Raw genomic sequence first — 15,044 nt, 5'->3', positions numbered from 1 at the left:
GATAAAATAATGTCTGAGAATTATAATAACAATAGACGTATAGCGAAGAATACAATCTTCTTGTATATTAGGATGGGGTTGTCTATGGCTGTATCCTTATATACTTCGAGAATCGTTTTACAAACTTTAGGCGTGGAGGATTATGGTATTTATGGGGTTGTTGGAGGCGTTGTTTCTATGTTCAGCTTCCTTAATGCTTCAATGTCAGGAGCAACGTCACGTTTTTTAACTTACGAATTAGGAAAAGGAGATAATATTAGGTTACATAAAACCTTTTGCATGGCATTTTATGAACATCTTATAATTGCTGGTGTAATTTTTTTGATTTGTGAAACTTTTGGATTATGGTTCTTAAATTCAAAACTGATTATTCCGCCAGACCGACTTTTAGCAGCCAATTGGGTGTTCCAATTATCTATTCTGTCAATGATAATAGGTGTTACCCAAGTTCCATATAATGCGAGTATTATATCACATGAACGGATGGATATTTATGCATATGTCGAAATGATTAATGTTTGTTTTAGATTATTGATAGTATATTTACTGCAGATTTTCTTGTTTGACAAACTAATTCTATATTCTATATTGGTTTTTATAGTATCATTGGGTGTTGCAATGTATTATAGGATTTATTGTTTACACCATTTTTCAGAAAGCAAGCTTTTGTTTATTTGGGACTACCCATTGTTAAAGAGAATGTTTTCATTCTCAGGATGGGATCTTTATGGAAATTTGAGTGTTACAGCCCGAACACAAGGTGTAAATATGTTACTCAATATGTTCTTTGGCCCTGTTGTTAATGCTGCTGCATCAATTTCAATGAGTGTCCAAAGTTCTGTGATGGGATTTGCAACAAATGTTTTGACCGCTGTCAAACCACAGATTATCAAATATTATGCCCAAGAGAGTTATAATGAGATGATTCATTTAATAAGAAATGCTGTACGTTTGAACTTCTTGTTGCTTATGTTTATTACTATCCCATTGATGATTGAACTTCCATTTGTTTTACATCTTTGGCTAGGAGAGGTGCCTGATTTTACCTATGAATTCTGTTCTCTTACGTTGTTGTTTAATTTCTTTGCCAATATGTCGCATGTAATAATAACAGGAATACATGCAACAGGTAAAATAAAACGCGCAAGTCTGATTAATGGTACATTATATTTATTGGTAATCCCTATTTCGTATTTCGTATTCAGATTAGGTGGGGTTCCTTGGATACCTTATTTTATTAACGTTGTTGCAGTGTTTTGTGGTATGTTATCAAATGCAATAACCCTTCATCTATATGTACGCCAATTTTCAGTTGTAACTTTTTTAATGAAGGATTTGATACCATGCATATCGGTGTTTGTTATCACATATATTATTTGTATGGTGATACATCATGCGAATAGTAATCAGATTATTCGTTTTTTAGTTACAATATTATCTTCTTCACTATTATTGTTGGTGTTAGGTTATTACTTTTTATTACCTAAGAGTTTGAGTAAACGTGTCATATATAGAATAAAAAATAGGTTTATATGGAAAAAGGTTTAGTTAGTCTTATAACTCCGTGTTATAATACGGGGAAGGTTATACATAGATTGTTAGATTCTGTTCTCAGCCAGGATTATCCTAATATTGAAATGTTTGTTGTGGATGATGGTTCTACTGATAACACAAAGGATATAGTTTTGTCATACGTTCCTCGCTTTGAAAACAAAAACTATAAATTATATTATTTCTATCAAGATAATGCAGGCCAATCTGTAGCCGTTAATAGCGTTTTAGGTAAAATTAAAGGTGAATTTTTAGCATGGCCAGATAGTGATGACTATTATAAGAATAGTAATTCTATAGCATCTTTTGTTAAATGTTTTAATTATATCGATGATAGTTATGGTTTGGTTAGGTGTTATCCTATAAAAATAGATGAAGTCAGTTTACACCCCATCGAGGAACAGAAAAACAAGTCTTATGCAGAAGAACAATTTGAGAACTGTCTCTATTCAAGTTCTGATTTCGTATGGCCACCGATTAGTTATATGGCAAGAGTTACATGTTTTAAGCAAGCAAATCCTGATATGAGAATATACTCTACATACCATACTCCACAGAATTGGCAGATGCTTTTACCTCTTTTATTCTCCTTTAAGTGCCATACATTACAAGAACCTCTTTCATGTGTTTTAGTACGCTCTGATTCTTATTCTCGTGGAACATACAAAACATATGATCAGCTTATTCAGTATTATGAGAATTTTGAAAATATCATAATAAACACTCTGGAAAGTATTTATGTAATGAAACAAGATGTACGGGAACAGTATGTAAAGACTATCCGAAAAAAATATTTAAGGGAAAAGTACTTCTTATCTATTTATTATCATCAGCCCCAAAAGGAGAAAGAATACTTGGGAATGTTAAAAAATATGGGGTACAAAAGAGGAATAAAAGAAAAAATTAATGTTTTTCTTTTACATAACCCTATAATTTCCAAAATTTTGAGAACGATTAAGAAAATAGTAAAGTGATAAATATTATTGACAAACATAACTGCTGTGGTTGCGCAGCTTGTTCAAATTCTTGTCCGAAGCATTGTATCACGATGAAGGCAGATGAGGAGGGATTCTTGTATCCTTCTGTTGAAATAGGCCTTTGTGTCGATTGTGGTCTTTGCGAGAAAGTCTGTCCGTTCAATGCAGAATTAGAATCACACCAACCTCAATCTGTCTATGCGGCTATTAACCCTAATGAGACAGAGCGCTTGCAAAGTTCATCTGGAGGTATATTCTCTATGTTGATGAGGAAAATAATTGAAGCAGGTGGTGTTGTGTATGGGGCGGCATTTGATGACAATTGGAATGTACATCATATTGCAATCGAAAGTATTGCAGATATGTCAAAACTGCAGGGTAGTAAATATGTGCAGAGTTCAATTTGTGATACATACATCCATGTAAAGCAAAACCTCCAGACAGGCAGGCAGGTTTTATTTTCAGGAACCGCATGTCAGGTTGCTGGACTTAAAAAATTTCTGCGCAAGGAATATGATAACCTGTTAACAGTCGATGTGATTTGTCATGGTACTCCTTCTCCGATGGTATGGCAAGATTACATTAAAACAATCTGGCAACCAAAGGGAGCTGATGCTGGCGAAAATACGGTTTTGTTATCTCTAAATGAAAATCCCTCGATAGAGGGTATCTCGTTTAGAGATAAAAAGTTGGGCTGGCGAAAATACGGTTTTGTGGTTCGTTATTCGGACGACCAAAGGAAGTCCGAAAAATTCGGTTTATCGTCCGTAGAAGCCAAGAGTGAGATATGGGAATCATTGCATGACAATGTATACATGCAAGGTTTCCTGAATAATCTCTATTTACGACCTTCGTGTCATCATTGTAGGGTGAAATCAGGTAGGTGTGAAAGCGATATTACGTTAGGGGATTTTTGGGGAGTATGGGATGTTTGCCCTGATCTAAATGACGATAAAGGTATTTCATTGGTGCTTGTAAACAGTTCAAAAGGGGAAGACGTCCTGGCATCTATCAATGCTTTACTTTACGATATTAATTATAAGGACGCTTTGAAATGTAATCCTTGCTTGGAACGCAGTGTTCAGGAAACAAAATATAGGAAGATGTTTTGGTCTTCGTATTCAAGCGATACAGTTACTGATAACATCCGAAATGTTGTGAAAGCTATGAGACCATCGTTCACAAGAAAGTTATACGGACTTATCATGTTTTTCGTGAGTAAGATTTATCACTCGTTTGTCCCAAAAAGAACTTAAATACAAGGTTTAGAGTTGTGTTTATGGAGTTATTCCCTGAGGTATTTTGAAATCTGTAACAAAGATAGAAAGTAAAAGATGAAAATAGGAGTATTAACCTTTTGGCATGGGAATGCTAATTATGGCATGATGCTACAATGTTGGGCTTTGCAACAAGTGCTCAAGAGTATGGGGCATGAGCCTTTCGTTATTCGCTTTTCAATAGATAAGAAAAAAGGGCTGCCAAGACGATTCCTTGAAACCTTGGGGCTGTATGGAGTGCTATTGCGTTTTATCAATCCTTACGAATATAAACAGCAGAAGAAAAAATACCTACACGACAAACTTCGTATGTTTGAAAGTTTTAGACAGAAAAATCTTGATCTTTCACCCTGTACCTACAAAACATTAAAAGCAATCAAAAGTAATCCCCCTGTGGCTGATTGTTATATTGTTGGTAGTGATCAAGTTTGGTCACAAATTCTTTCATGCGAAGACAATAAAGCCTATTTTTTAGAGTTTGGGGATATATCAACAAAACGAATATCATATGCACCCAGCTTTGGCTTTGCTAACTACCCTATAGATTATCTTTCAGAACTAAGGAACTCCCTTAAGAATCTGGATACGATATCATGCAGAGAGCAAGCAGGTGTTGATATTTGCAAAAGTGTGGGTATTGATGCTACAAAGGTTTTAGATCCTACGTTACTACTAGATAAGGGTGCATACATAAAACTCGCTAATAAAACCAAAGCATTGACTTATAACCCTTATATCTTTATATATAGTCTGAATATTAGTAATAGTGAAGATATTTGTTTCCATGATTTAAATGAGTACAGACACCATGCAAATCTTGGACTTGTCGTCACACCTGGTGATGGCTATGTCGTTGGGGATAAACTGTTCGGGGACGATGCCATCTATTCATATTCAACAATAGAGCAATGGTTGACTAATATTTTGAATGCTTCCCTCGTCGTGACACCATCTTTCCATGGAGTGGTTCTATCGATAATACTACAAAGGCCATTCGTATATGCACCATTGAGAGGTGTTCATTCTGGTAGCAATAATAGAGTTACGGAATTACTCCAAGATTTAGGATTAGAAAGCAGAATCTTAACAGGAGACAGGATATACACTTCAATAGCAAATGAATCGATTGATTGGAATTATGTTGAACATCGGTTGAATGGGCAAAAACATATTTCTTTAAATTTCTTGTCTTCTTCTTTGAAATATAATTAATCTTAGAATCTTTACAGCGCCTACCATGACTGTTATTAATGTGAACAAGACCGAAGGCCGTAATGGTTCTATAGATGCCCTGAGATTAATCTTAGCATTTATAGTCGTTACTAATCATACATGTATCTTTGGTCTGTATGCTCAAGATATTATAGATTGTGCGGTACCTGTTTTCCTGATGATTAGCGGATATTATTTCACACCGTCAACTTTAGAAGAAGAAAAAGCTCGATACGCTAAAAATATCAAGAAATTAACTCCTATCCTTATAGGTTCCATATTGTTGTACATTTTATGGGATGTGGTGAAATACTATATATTTGAAATAAATACACCGTATTCCATTTCAACTTTGTGGACGTGTGCAAACTTGTTTTGCCCTCCATTATGGTATATTCATGCATTTCTGTATCTTAACGTGATTCTTTGGGTGGTGACTACAATCTCAAGTCATTTGAACAAAGAAGTCTCTATTCGGAAGACACCAACATTTGTTTTGCTATTAATTGCATTTTTGTTATGGGTGTTTATAAAAAGTCAATATCATATTATATTTGGTTGGAATATAATATTATGTTTTGTGTTTTTTGTCATAGGAGTATTAATTCGAAGATTTTCAATAAATAATTTTGATAACAGATTAGTTATAGCAATGGGGGGGGCATTTTCCATATTCATTAGTGTCGTGTTAAGAAAGTATGGTATACAAGAGTTGTCAGGTTTAGATATCGCTTACCATTTTCCAACAGTTCTCTTATCTATATGTCTTTTGTTATTATTTGCAAAACTGCACATTTCTAGTACAAATGTTATAAGTCAAGTAGGCCGTAAATACTCTTTGCATATATATATCGTCCATTGGATGATAATTGAAATATTTAATTTGGCTAACAATTTTCAAATACCTCCATTAATAAGACCATTTGCTGTTACTCTAATATCTTTGCTACTTTCAATGTTATATGTGAAAGGAAAGCACTTTTTTATCCCAGTTCATTAATAAATTAATGATATGCGTGAATTACAATATATATATCATCTATTTAAGTATCTACCTCTTTTGTATTTTATTAAAAGGAGTCCATTATATGAACTCTTTTTGAAAGATTTAGACAGATGGGGAATAGAACTCTCTATAAAAGAGAATGGGTTTTATAGTCGGTTGGTACGTATTTTAACGCGAAGACGTGATTTTAGAAACATTTTTTATCTTCGTTGTCCCAACTATCCATGGTCACTAAGGTTTATTTGTCCCGAAGACAATAGATTGGAGCTTGCTCAACACAATAAAAACAATTATATTGAGGGAGGGGGACTGTATTTTGAACATTGTTTCGGTACTATAGTACGGGCAAAATATGTTGGGAAAGGATGTGTTCTACGCCAATGTTCTACTATAGGAACGAAATCAACATTTAGGCCGCTTGACGCACCAACGATTAAGGATTATGTGGATTTTGGAGCAAACGTAATATGTATAGGCAACATCACGATTGGTTCACATGCTATTATTGGTGCAGGATCGGTCGTAGTTAAAGACGTGCCAGATTATGCAATCGTTGTGGGAAATCCTGCAAGGATAGTCGGATATACAAATCAACAAAATTCTTGATAATAATGAAAATCGTAATTACTGTCAATTCACTGACTAAAGGCAGTGGACTTAGCAAATATGTATATAGTCTCTGTGATGTTCTGAAAAAAGATGCTAATGAACTTCATATTATCACTACCCATGCGGAACAACCTGAGTTTGAAGAAAAGCTCTTTGAACAGGACTCGAACATCAAAATACATCAACTGCATAATTGCAGTAAGTATGGAAAGTATTTTAGATTAGTTGCGCTTTTACGTCAGATTAATGCTGATTTAATTATTAATAATTATCACGCACCATCACAGTTTGTGCTTCCATTATGCAAACGTCATGCTAAAGTAGTACATATTATTCATAATGATACTGCAGATTTCTATCGTATAGCTTCTATCAATGGAAAGTATGTGGATGGATGGATAACGCCAACACCTGGTGTTAGAGATAACTTTAATAGTTATACTAAAAGTGTGTATGCTGATCGCGTAACAGCTATTGCACATGGTGTAGAATTACCTTCTAAATACAAAATAATATCAGGTAGAGGAGATAAACTTGAGATTGTGTTTACAGGCGTCTTGTATGAACACAAAGGAGTCCTTACTTTGCCAAATGTAGTTAAAAAACTTGAGGCAAGAGGTGTTGATTTCCATTTTTCTATTATAGGGAAGGGTATTCTTAGACCGGAGTTGGAATCACAGATGGCAAAAGAAATTGCAGAAGGAAAGGTTGAACTTACTGGAGTAATCTCCGCAAGCGAAGTTTATCAGCGAATGGCCAATGCCCACATTTTTCTGTATCCAACACAGATAGACTCTTTTGGCCTCGTAATTGCTGAGGCGATGATGAATGGAGCCGTTCCTGTTGTGTCGCATCTCAAGGGTATAACAGATGCGCTCGTGGATGATGACGTTAATGGTTGCCTGATTGAAAATCCAAAGGATGCAGATACATTTGCTAAACGTATAATCACACTTAATATGGACAGAACGAAGCTTTCTGAGATGAGCCAAAAAGCCGCTGAGAAGGCACAGACATCGTTTAGCCTGCAAAAGTTCCATGATAATTACGAACAATATTTCAAAGAAATACTATCAAAATAATTATGGATAAGATAAAAGTTGCATATTTAGATTATAGTCATATTTTTGCAGGTGCAGAACGTGTTCTTTGTGCTATTATAAATAGTATAGACAGAGAATACATAGAACCAATCATCATTTTCCCATACCCAGAAGAACATCATAAGGACTATTATTATAAGAACTGTAAAACAAAATACCTGTTTAAAAAGAAACAGTTTTGGATGGGGAGCGATTACTGGAAGCATCCATTACGTGGCATGGATTTTTTTAAAAGAACTATTTTTGGAATTATACTTAAAAGTGTATTGATCAAAGAGAAAGTAGATGTTTTACATGTAAATCTTCTTAGAGTTGATTCTTTGATGTGGCTTCTACCTACAAGTAAAACAAAAATAAAGATTGTAGGTCATTTTAGAAGTGATGAATGGGAGTGGATGACACCCAAAAAAGTTCAAGAATGCTGTGATATCGTTTTATGTGTTTCAGATTATTGCAGAGACCGTTTACGCAGTAAGGGATGTTTTACTGAAACAAGGACCCTTTATGATTCCTTTGATCTGAATAATTTTAAAACAGTAAAGAGTAAATTGCAAATAAGAAAAGAACTACAATTACCTGAAGACACATTTCTTATAACATCAATTGGCCAACTATCACCTCATAAGGGGCATGATAATGCCATAAGAGCATTTGCGAATATGGTTGCTATTCACCCAAACTCTTTATTATATATAGTAGGAGGAGGTGGTAATGATGAACTTAATCGATTAAAGAGTATTCAGTCAGAATATCCTATGTTAAAAGATAAGGTAAGATATACAGAAAGACAAGTTGACAACATTGTTGAAATATATAAAACATCAGACTTGGTGTTGTCTTTAACCAGATATGGTGAAGCATTTGGATTGGTACCCTATGAAGCTTCTATTATGGATGTGCCATTTATAGGTCCTGATGGTGGAGCAATTAAGGAATTCATTGAAGACAAAGTTACGGGCTTACTTGTAGATACCCTAAATGTAGATGCTATCTCTGAAAAAATGCGATGGGTATTAGATCACGATACTGAAATCAAGTTAATGGTAGAGAAAGCTCACAAGTTGGTAATGGAAAGACTACAGCCATCAGTGATGGCAGAAAATATAAAAAACGTATATGAATATATTTTGAAGAAATAATGATAAAGAACATAATTAGACGATTGCGTATAGTTCTTATACACACGCTAACTTTTTGCAAGCCCAGTCTTCAACTACCAGAGTTTGCTATCATCTTTGCCCCACATCCTGACGATGAGGTGTTTGGCTGCTGTGGATTGATGCAAAGGATGTTGGCGGAAGGTAAGCAAGTGGAGTTGATTATCATGACAGGTGGAGGTAAGAGTCACGCCAGTTGTTGCGACATCAATGAAGATGAGTTGATTCGTAATCGACGACAATTGACTCGTGATGCAGCATCTATTTATGGTCTTTCAGAGGAGCATATCCATTTCTTGGATTTCCCAGATGGAGGGGTTCAATTCGATGATGAGAATACGGATGAGTTGAAATGTGCCCTGTCATCAATCGTTGAGAAGGCTGTGGCAGACAAGGCAATCTCCGTATTCTATCCTCACTCTGCAGGCGAGGGATGGAGCGACCATTTACGAACTTCTGAGATTGCAAAGCACTTATGTGCATCTATAATACCAGATGCAAAACAATATGAGTATTGTGTATGGTTCTGGTTTTACAACTGTTGGAAGATTGACTGGAAGAATGCATTTACTCTAAAGATGACAAAGCAGGAATATAAAAACAAACTTAAAGCGATTGATGCCTACATTGAGCCAAAAGCACCATGTGGCAAGCCATGGAGTGGTGTATTGCCACCAGTGTTCCTTTGGGCAAATAAATGGAATCTTGAATTGTTTTTTAGAGTAAAGTAATAAGCACGTTTATAGTAAATATCATGTGGAATTTCAAAATATACAATGATTGGAATGAGATATGGGCTGATGAATTCCAAAATAGATGGAACAATCTGCTGAATATATCTCCAACAAGCCATGTATTCTTTCATCCTATTGTTGCAAAAGTTTGGATAGATACATATCTACCTTTGCGTTCATTGAATCCTCTTTTTGTGTGGGGCACTAATGACAGCAACGAGGTCTTTATGCCTTTAGTACTATGGCACAAGAATTGGAAGAATGCCTTTTTGAAAAGCATTGTACCTGTAGGTTATTCGGATTATGACTATCACAACCCTTTGTTCCGTAATCCGGTATCTAAAGACGAATATGATGCTTTTTGGGAAGACCTTATTTCAGAACTTAAAAAGTTTGGTGCAGACGAGATCCTTATTGATGGCATTACTGATTCTTGTGCTTTGCTATCAGAAGGTTGGTCGCAGGGTGAGATATGTCCATCGCTAAATATATCAAAGATGAAAGGAGAGCCAGACCTAATGGCTTTCTTTGGCACAAAACTCCGTGGCGATATTCGCAGGCAGATTCGCAGGTTGAATGAGGTGGCTCCGTTGGAGTTTAGACAATATGCTTCAGGCAAGGATGTTTCTTCAGAGGTTTTTGAAGCTTTCATGGATGCCCATCGAAAAAAATGGCCGAATGCCTATAAGGCTCCAGGCTTCCATCAGAACCTCATTAATAAATGCAGCCTTGAAGGGCCGATACATTTTTCCACCCTTAATGTTGGGGAAACTGTAGTTGCCTGGCATTTGGGATTTGATTTTAAGGGCGTATATTACTATTATATGCCGGCAGGAAACCCGGAATATCTTAAATCCTCACCTGTAAAGGTTCACCTTTATCATCTGATTTGTCGTGCTATTGAAAGAGGTTACGCTAAATATGATCATCTCCGTGGTGACGAAACCTACAAGAGCGGATGGGCTGATGGCAGTCAGTATGTACACACGTTGCAACAAACTGGACGTGGTTTTAGTAGCAAACTGAAAAAGAGTGTTTTGAATATTAGAAAGTTAATAAAGAGATGAGGATACTAGTCACCATTCCTTGCCTCATGACCGGGGGCACGGAGATACAGACACTCAATCTTGTGCGTGCCCTAGTGGAGGGCGGACATGAGGTTGTGACTGCTTGTTACTTCGAGCATACAGATTATATGGTTGAGCAGTACGAGAAGGCAGGCAGTAGGGTAGTGCTGTTCTCGCAAGAAGGCAAGAGAGTTGGAGGATTGGCAGGAATTCGGTTCTTGGCAAAGCATCTGTGGCGGATGAAGCGCTCCTTTAAACCAGATGCTGTGCATGTTCAGTATATGGCCCCTGGTGCTATTCCTATCATCCTGCTGTGGTTGATGGGACAGAAGAATATTCTTGCGACGGCACATACCAATGCTGATATATACTCTCCGAAACAGTTACGGTTGGTGCAGTTCATTCAGAAACACATCACAAGGGTGTTCACATGCATCACTAAGACAGCAGAAAAGGCTTTCTTTGGCTCTGCCTTCAATTATGCAGAACATAAGGGTGAGACATTGCCGTGTCATGCACATTATACCATATACAATTCTTTACCCTCGTATATTCAGATTACAGACAAGGTGCGAGAACCTAAGGATGTGATGACAATAGGCGTTGTCAGCCGCTTGGAGACCATCAAGGGTATGGATCTTGTGATTCCTGCTGTAGAGAAAGTATATCGAAAGCATAAAAATATTAAACTCTTAATTGTAGGTGACGGCACCCTTCGAGAGACAATGGAGCGTTCTCTTACCTCAAATCTCTCACCTCTTATCTCATTTGCAGGTCGTCAAGGACAAGATACGCTTCAGTCATATTATGACCAGATAGACATTTTGCTGATGCCGTCACGAAGTGAGGGCTTCGGACTTACAGCAATAGAGGGTATGGCTCGTGGGTGTGTGGTTGTTGCTTCAAATACTGGTGGCCTGCCAGAGGTTGTCATTGATGGCAAAGTAGGCCTCTTACACCAGCCAGAGTCGATTGATGATTTGGCAGATAAGATTTCTTGTTTGCTCGAAAATAGCGCGCTGTTTGAAGAGATGAAGCGAAATCTTACAGGTCATGTGAGTCAGTTTACATTTGAAAAATATTCGACATCATTTAATAAACTCTATTCATCTTTATAGATTGAATATTGGGGTGAATGCTCCATAATTTTTAACCTCTAAAATATGAGTGTAATAAATTATATTGTTGGTCTGATTGCTTTTTACTATGCTTGGAGATATGCCTTTACGAAGAAGATGGTAGTATCTAATCCGTGGGGCAAAGAGCAGAAATATGTCTGCAACCAGCAACTCAGTTTCTTGTTGTACTGTATCCTGACGGCGATGCTGTTTTTAGGTCCGCTGTCTTTGGTAAAGTATGGTGTTTGGATTATAATTATGCTTCTGATGTCATTCAAAAAAGGGTTCAAATGTCCTTGGAATGGTGTTATGGGCGCATATTCATTATTTGTGTTGTGGAACATATATACGATTTCATATTCTGCTTATCCGGAACAGGGTTGGATGATTGTGTTGAAGTTTTCATTACCATATCTTTATTTTTGGTTGGGATATAATGCCATCAAGTGTAATGACGACTTCTATGCTTTTTTGAAACGTACATGTTGGATTTGTGCTATTTATGCTTTGATTATCGGCGGCGTATCTGCTAAATTCATAGGTCCGTTATATGCCTTCCTTAATTTTACAACGGGTGGTTTGTTTATATCATACGCTTCACTGGCAGATTTTTTTGCTATATTGATGCCTGCCCCCTTTATTATGTATTTCGTAACAAAAGAGAAGAAATATTTATATATGGCGGGATGGTTATTCCTATCAACTATTCTTGAGAGTGTCCGCACAGGTATTGGAGCAAGTGTGTTAGGTATGGGTTTTTTCTATATGATATATAAAAAGGGAAGAGCTATACCATACATCTTGTTGGGTATGCTAGTATTCATTATCTCAATCTTTGCTATACCGGAAGTTAGAGAAAAGATGTTTGGCGACAATTCTTCATCTGTAACAGTTGGTACCGCTTCAATGGATGATGTTTCGATGAATGGACGTAACTATATGTGGGAGATGATTATGGAACATTGTTATAATGGTAAAGAAACTTTCGGTAGTGGCTGTGGTGCAGCTTTGGGATGGCTGAAGGATATCAACAAGGATGATGGTTTACAACTTATTCATTCTGATTGGGTGCAAATGATGTCTGAGTCAGGTAATATTGGCTTAGGATTGTTTATTTTATTTGCCATTATTATGCTATTTAAGGTGCTTAGCGTGACGTGGTTTTACCAACATAGCCGAACAGTAACATTTGCTGGTGCAATGACAGTGGCGGGTTTTGCTGCCTGTTTTTTGGTTATGGGTTTTGATAATGCCATCACGTATGCCCAACAAGTATTTGTCATACCATTCATTATGTTAGGAATATTATATAAGTCAGTTGATTTAAAGCTATGATATCAGTAGTTATACCTTTATACAATAAGGAAACAAGCATTGCCAATACATTAAATTGCGTGCTTGCACAAACTTATCAAGACTTTGAGATAGTGGTCGTAGATGATGGCAGTACAGATAATAGTGCTGCCATAGTAGATACATTCAAAGATCATCGTATCCGTCTTATCCGCCAACCTAATGGTGGCGTGAGTGTTGCTCGTAATACTGGCATTAAGGAAGCCAAAGGTGAATATGTAGCGTTCCTTGATGCAGATGATAAATGGTTGAACGGACATTTGGAGAATCTTGCACAATTAATCAAAAAGTACCCTAATAATAGAGCCTACGCAACAACTTACTATAATGAACTGAATGGTGTTAAAAAAAACATTGTACTCAATAAAATTCCATTTAAAACAGAATCGGGAATATTGAACAACTATTTTGAAATATGCAGCAACTCTCAGCCTCCAGTGTGGAGTAGTGCTGTATGTGTTGAACGGAATCTTATATTAAGTGTAGGTGGCTTTCCTGTAGGAATAAAAGCCGGGGAAGATCTTCTGACGTGGGCTCGTATTGCAGTTCGTACAGATTGGGCCTATTCAATGAAGCCTACTGCTATATATATGTTGGGAGAGGGATACGATTATAGCAAGAAACCTGCGCGCAGGCAGGATGATAGTAATCCTGTTTGTGAAGGGTTGAAAGAATTACTAATGTCTGATTATACAAGAAAAAGTGAATTATCTCATTTTATTGGTAGGTTCTACAAAATGAAAGCAAGTATAAGTCTTAGGTTTGGAGATCATGGGGATACAATATCTAATTGTTTGAAATCACTATGGTACAGGCCTTTTGCTTTTGAAACTTATCCCATACTTATAATGGGGTGCTTGCCAAATTGTATTTCAAAGAAAATATTGGAAACTCATAAATGTTAAATAATATAATATAGAATTTAAACTATGTATGCACCGATAGTGTTATTTGCATTTAATCGACTGGAGCCATTAAAAACTTGTGTTTCATCATTAAAAGATAATATTGAAGCAACGGAGACAGATTTAATAGTTTTCGTAGATGGACCAAGAAACAATATAAAAGGTGAGGCTGCTAAGGTAAATGATGTACGAGAGTTCGTGAAAAACATTACAGGGTTTCGTAATGTGGAGTTACATTTTTCCGTTGTAAACAAAAAATTAGGACCATCTATTATAGCGGGGGTTACAGATGTTATCAATAGATATGGTCGTGCAATTATAATAGAGGATGATTTGGTTGCCAGTACAAATTTGTTGGCATTTATGAATCAAGGGCTAGATACATACCAAAATAATGAGGAAGTATTTTCCATCTGTGGTTATACAAATAGAGTTAAAATACCGAAGGAATATCAATTTGATGCATATTTTTGCCCAAGGAGTAGTTCGTGGGGGTGGGCGACATGGAAAAATCGTTGGGAGAGTGTGGATTGGGAGTTGAAGGATTGGAGTCTTGTCGAAATGAATGCCAAGGCCTTCAATCGATGGGGAGGAAGCGACTGTTTCGCTATGCTCAAAGGTTGGCATGAAGGTAGAAATCAAAGTTGGGCTATCAGGTTTTGCTATAGTCAATTTGTACAGGATAAACATGCACTTTTCCCTATTGTGAGCAAGATAGATAATGAGGGATTTGATGGAAGTGGTACTAATTGTATGCTGTATAATCGATTTAAATTTGATTTTGACGAGAGTGGTTTTAGGGAATTCTGTTTTCCAGAAGTCGTTGATGTGAACAAATCTTTAAGAGATGAAGCCTTGAAGTACCATTCGTTGCGCAAAAGAGTTATTAGCAAAATAATGAATTTCCTATATTCATTGAGATAAATGTAATGACATAGATAAAGTTGTATAGAACCATTATTGTACAGGCCGTTT

The 15,044-nt window shown here is 36.5% G+C and carries 14 protein-coding genes; all 14 read left to right on the top strand.

Features of this window, described 5'->3' with window-relative positions:
• Nucleotides 1–84 precede the first annotated feature (84 nt).
• The 14 genes from BLR73_RS05555 to BLR73_RS05490 all read left to right on the top strand — a co-directional run bounded on the left by BLR73_RS05555 (nucleotide 85) and on the right by BLR73_RS05490 (nucleotide 14,993).
• On the top strand, nucleotides 85–1,548 hold the full coding sequence (locus BLR73_RS05555) for an MATE family efflux transporter (protein ID WP_233456403.1): 1,464 nt from the start codon (nucleotides 85–87) through the stop codon (nucleotides 1,546–1,548).
• Nucleotides 1,533–2,525, top strand: a complete 993-nt coding sequence (locus BLR73_RS05550; RefSeq protein ID WP_091859795.1) for a glycosyltransferase family 2 protein — start codon at nucleotides 1,533–1,535, stop codon at nucleotides 2,523–2,525. Before BLR73_RS05555 ends, BLR73_RS05550 begins: the two co-directional genes overlap by 16 nt.
• Entirely contained in the window at nucleotides 2,522–3,784 is a 1,263-nt protein-coding gene (locus BLR73_RS05545) for a Coenzyme F420 hydrogenase/dehydrogenase, beta subunit C-terminal domain (RefSeq protein WP_091859793.1), read from the top strand. Before BLR73_RS05550 ends, BLR73_RS05545 begins: the two co-directional genes overlap by 4 nt.
• A 78-nt stretch (nucleotides 3,785–3,862) precedes the next feature.
• Nucleotides 3,863–5,017, top strand: a complete 1,155-nt coding sequence (locus tag BLR73_RS05540; protein WP_091859790.1) for a polysaccharide pyruvyl transferase family protein — start codon at nucleotides 3,863–3,865, stop codon at nucleotides 5,015–5,017.
• A gap of 40 nt (nucleotides 5,018–5,057) precedes the next feature.
• On the top strand, nucleotides 5,058–6,017 hold the full coding sequence (locus BLR73_RS05535) for an acyltransferase family protein (protein WP_176763622.1): 960 nt from the start codon (nucleotides 5,058–5,060) through the stop codon (nucleotides 6,015–6,017).
• Nucleotides 6,018–6,029: 12 nt separating this feature from the next.
• Nucleotides 6,030–6,629, top strand: coding sequence for a serine acetyltransferase (locus BLR73_RS14675; RefSeq protein ID WP_091859784.1), 600 nt, complete (start codon nucleotides 6,030–6,032; stop codon nucleotides 6,627–6,629).
• Nucleotides 6,630–6,634: 5 nt separating this feature from the next.
• Nucleotides 6,635–7,714, top strand: a complete 1,080-nt coding sequence (locus BLR73_RS05525) for a glycosyltransferase family 4 protein (RefSeq protein WP_091859781.1) — start codon at nucleotides 6,635–6,637, stop codon at nucleotides 7,712–7,714.
• Between the two features lie 2 nt (nucleotides 7,715–7,716).
• Nucleotides 7,717–8,874 carry a glycosyltransferase family 4 protein gene (locus tag BLR73_RS05520; RefSeq protein ID WP_091859779.1) on the top strand — a complete coding sequence of 386 codons (1,158 nt, stop codon included), beginning with the start codon at nucleotides 7,717–7,719 and terminating at the stop codon, nucleotides 8,872–8,874.
• On the top strand, nucleotides 8,874–9,623 hold the full coding sequence (locus BLR73_RS05515; protein ID WP_091859776.1) for a PIG-L deacetylase family protein: 750 nt from the start codon (nucleotides 8,874–8,876) through the stop codon (nucleotides 9,621–9,623). The genes BLR73_RS05520 and BLR73_RS05515 overlap by 1 nt, the downstream gene beginning before the upstream one ends.
• 23 nt (nucleotides 9,624–9,646) lie before the next feature.
• Complete coding sequence (locus tag BLR73_RS05510) at nucleotides 9,647–10,693, top strand: GNAT family N-acetyltransferase (RefSeq protein ID WP_091859773.1); 1,047 nt, start codon at nucleotides 9,647–9,649, stop codon at nucleotides 10,691–10,693.
• Nucleotides 10,690–11,811 carry a glycosyltransferase family 4 protein gene (locus tag BLR73_RS05505; protein ID WP_091859770.1) on the top strand — a complete coding sequence of 374 codons (1,122 nt, stop codon included), beginning with the start codon at nucleotides 10,690–10,692 and terminating at the stop codon, nucleotides 11,809–11,811. Before BLR73_RS05510 ends, BLR73_RS05505 begins: the two co-directional genes overlap by 4 nt.
• A gap of 45 nt (nucleotides 11,812–11,856) precedes the next feature.
• Nucleotides 11,857–13,146 carry an O-antigen ligase family protein gene (locus BLR73_RS05500; RefSeq protein ID WP_091859767.1) on the top strand — a complete coding sequence of 430 codons (1,290 nt, stop codon included), beginning with the start codon at nucleotides 11,857–11,859 and terminating at the stop codon, nucleotides 13,144–13,146.
• A complete protein-coding gene (locus BLR73_RS05495; protein WP_091859763.1) occupies nucleotides 13,143–14,069 on the top strand; it encodes a glycosyltransferase family 2 protein in 927 nt (308 codons plus the stop codon). Before BLR73_RS05500 ends, BLR73_RS05495 begins: the two co-directional genes overlap by 4 nt.
• 24 nt (nucleotides 14,070–14,093) lie before the next feature.
• The gene (locus BLR73_RS05490; protein WP_091859759.1) at nucleotides 14,094–14,993 is read left to right on the top strand and encodes a glycosyltransferase family protein; all 900 of its coding nucleotides are present in this window, start codon (nucleotides 14,094–14,096) and stop codon (nucleotides 14,991–14,993) included.
• The last annotated feature ends 51 nt before the right edge of the window (nucleotides 14,994–15,044 follow it).

The organism is Prevotella sp. khp1 (assembly GCF_900102205.1).
Classification (GTDB): domain Bacteria; phylum Bacteroidota; class Bacteroidia; order Bacteroidales; family Bacteroidaceae; genus Prevotella; species Prevotella ruminicola.
The sequence above is the reverse complement of the archived record's forward strand: the minus strand, read 5'-3'. Positions and strand labels throughout refer to the sequence as shown.

What these genes read in the sequence shown, in the direction of transcription:
- BLR73_RS05555 (WP_233456403.1), top strand. Translation starts at nt 85, where the DNA reads ATGGCTGTATCCTTATATACTTCGAGAATCGTTTTACAAACTTTAGGC.
- BLR73_RS05550 (WP_091859795.1), top strand. Translation starts at nt 1,533, where the DNA reads ATGGAAAAAGGTTTAGTTAGTCTTATAACTCCGTGTTATAATACGGGG.
- BLR73_RS05540 (WP_091859790.1), top strand. Translation starts at nt 3,863, where the DNA reads ATGAAAATAGGAGTATTAACCTTTTGGCATGGGAATGCTAATTATGGC.
- BLR73_RS14675 (WP_091859784.1), top strand. Translation starts at nt 6,030, where the DNA reads ATGCGTGAATTACAATATATATATCATCTATTTAAGTATCTACCTCTT.
- BLR73_RS05525 (WP_091859781.1), top strand. Translation starts at nt 6,635, where the DNA reads ATGAAAATCGTAATTACTGTCAATTCACTGACTAAAGGCAGTGGACTT.
- BLR73_RS05520 (WP_091859779.1), top strand. Translation starts at nt 7,717, where the DNA reads ATGGATAAGATAAAAGTTGCATATTTAGATTATAGTCATATTTTTGCA.
- BLR73_RS05515 (WP_091859776.1), top strand. Translation starts at nt 8,874, where the DNA reads ATGATAAAGAACATAATTAGACGATTGCGTATAGTTCTTATACACACG.
- BLR73_RS05510 (WP_091859773.1), top strand. Translation starts at nt 9,647, where the DNA reads ATGTGGAATTTCAAAATATACAATGATTGGAATGAGATATGGGCTGAT.
- BLR73_RS05505 (WP_091859770.1), top strand. Translation starts at nt 10,690, where the DNA reads ATGAGGATACTAGTCACCATTCCTTGCCTCATGACCGGGGGCACGGAG.
- BLR73_RS05500 (WP_091859767.1), top strand. Translation starts at nt 11,857, where the DNA reads ATGAGTGTAATAAATTATATTGTTGGTCTGATTGCTTTTTACTATGCT.
- BLR73_RS05495 (WP_091859763.1), top strand. Translation starts at nt 13,143, where the DNA reads ATGATATCAGTAGTTATACCTTTATACAATAAGGAAACAAGCATTGCC.
- BLR73_RS05490 (WP_091859759.1), top strand. Translation starts at nt 14,094, where the DNA reads ATGTATGCACCGATAGTGTTATTTGCATTTAATCGACTGGAGCCATTA.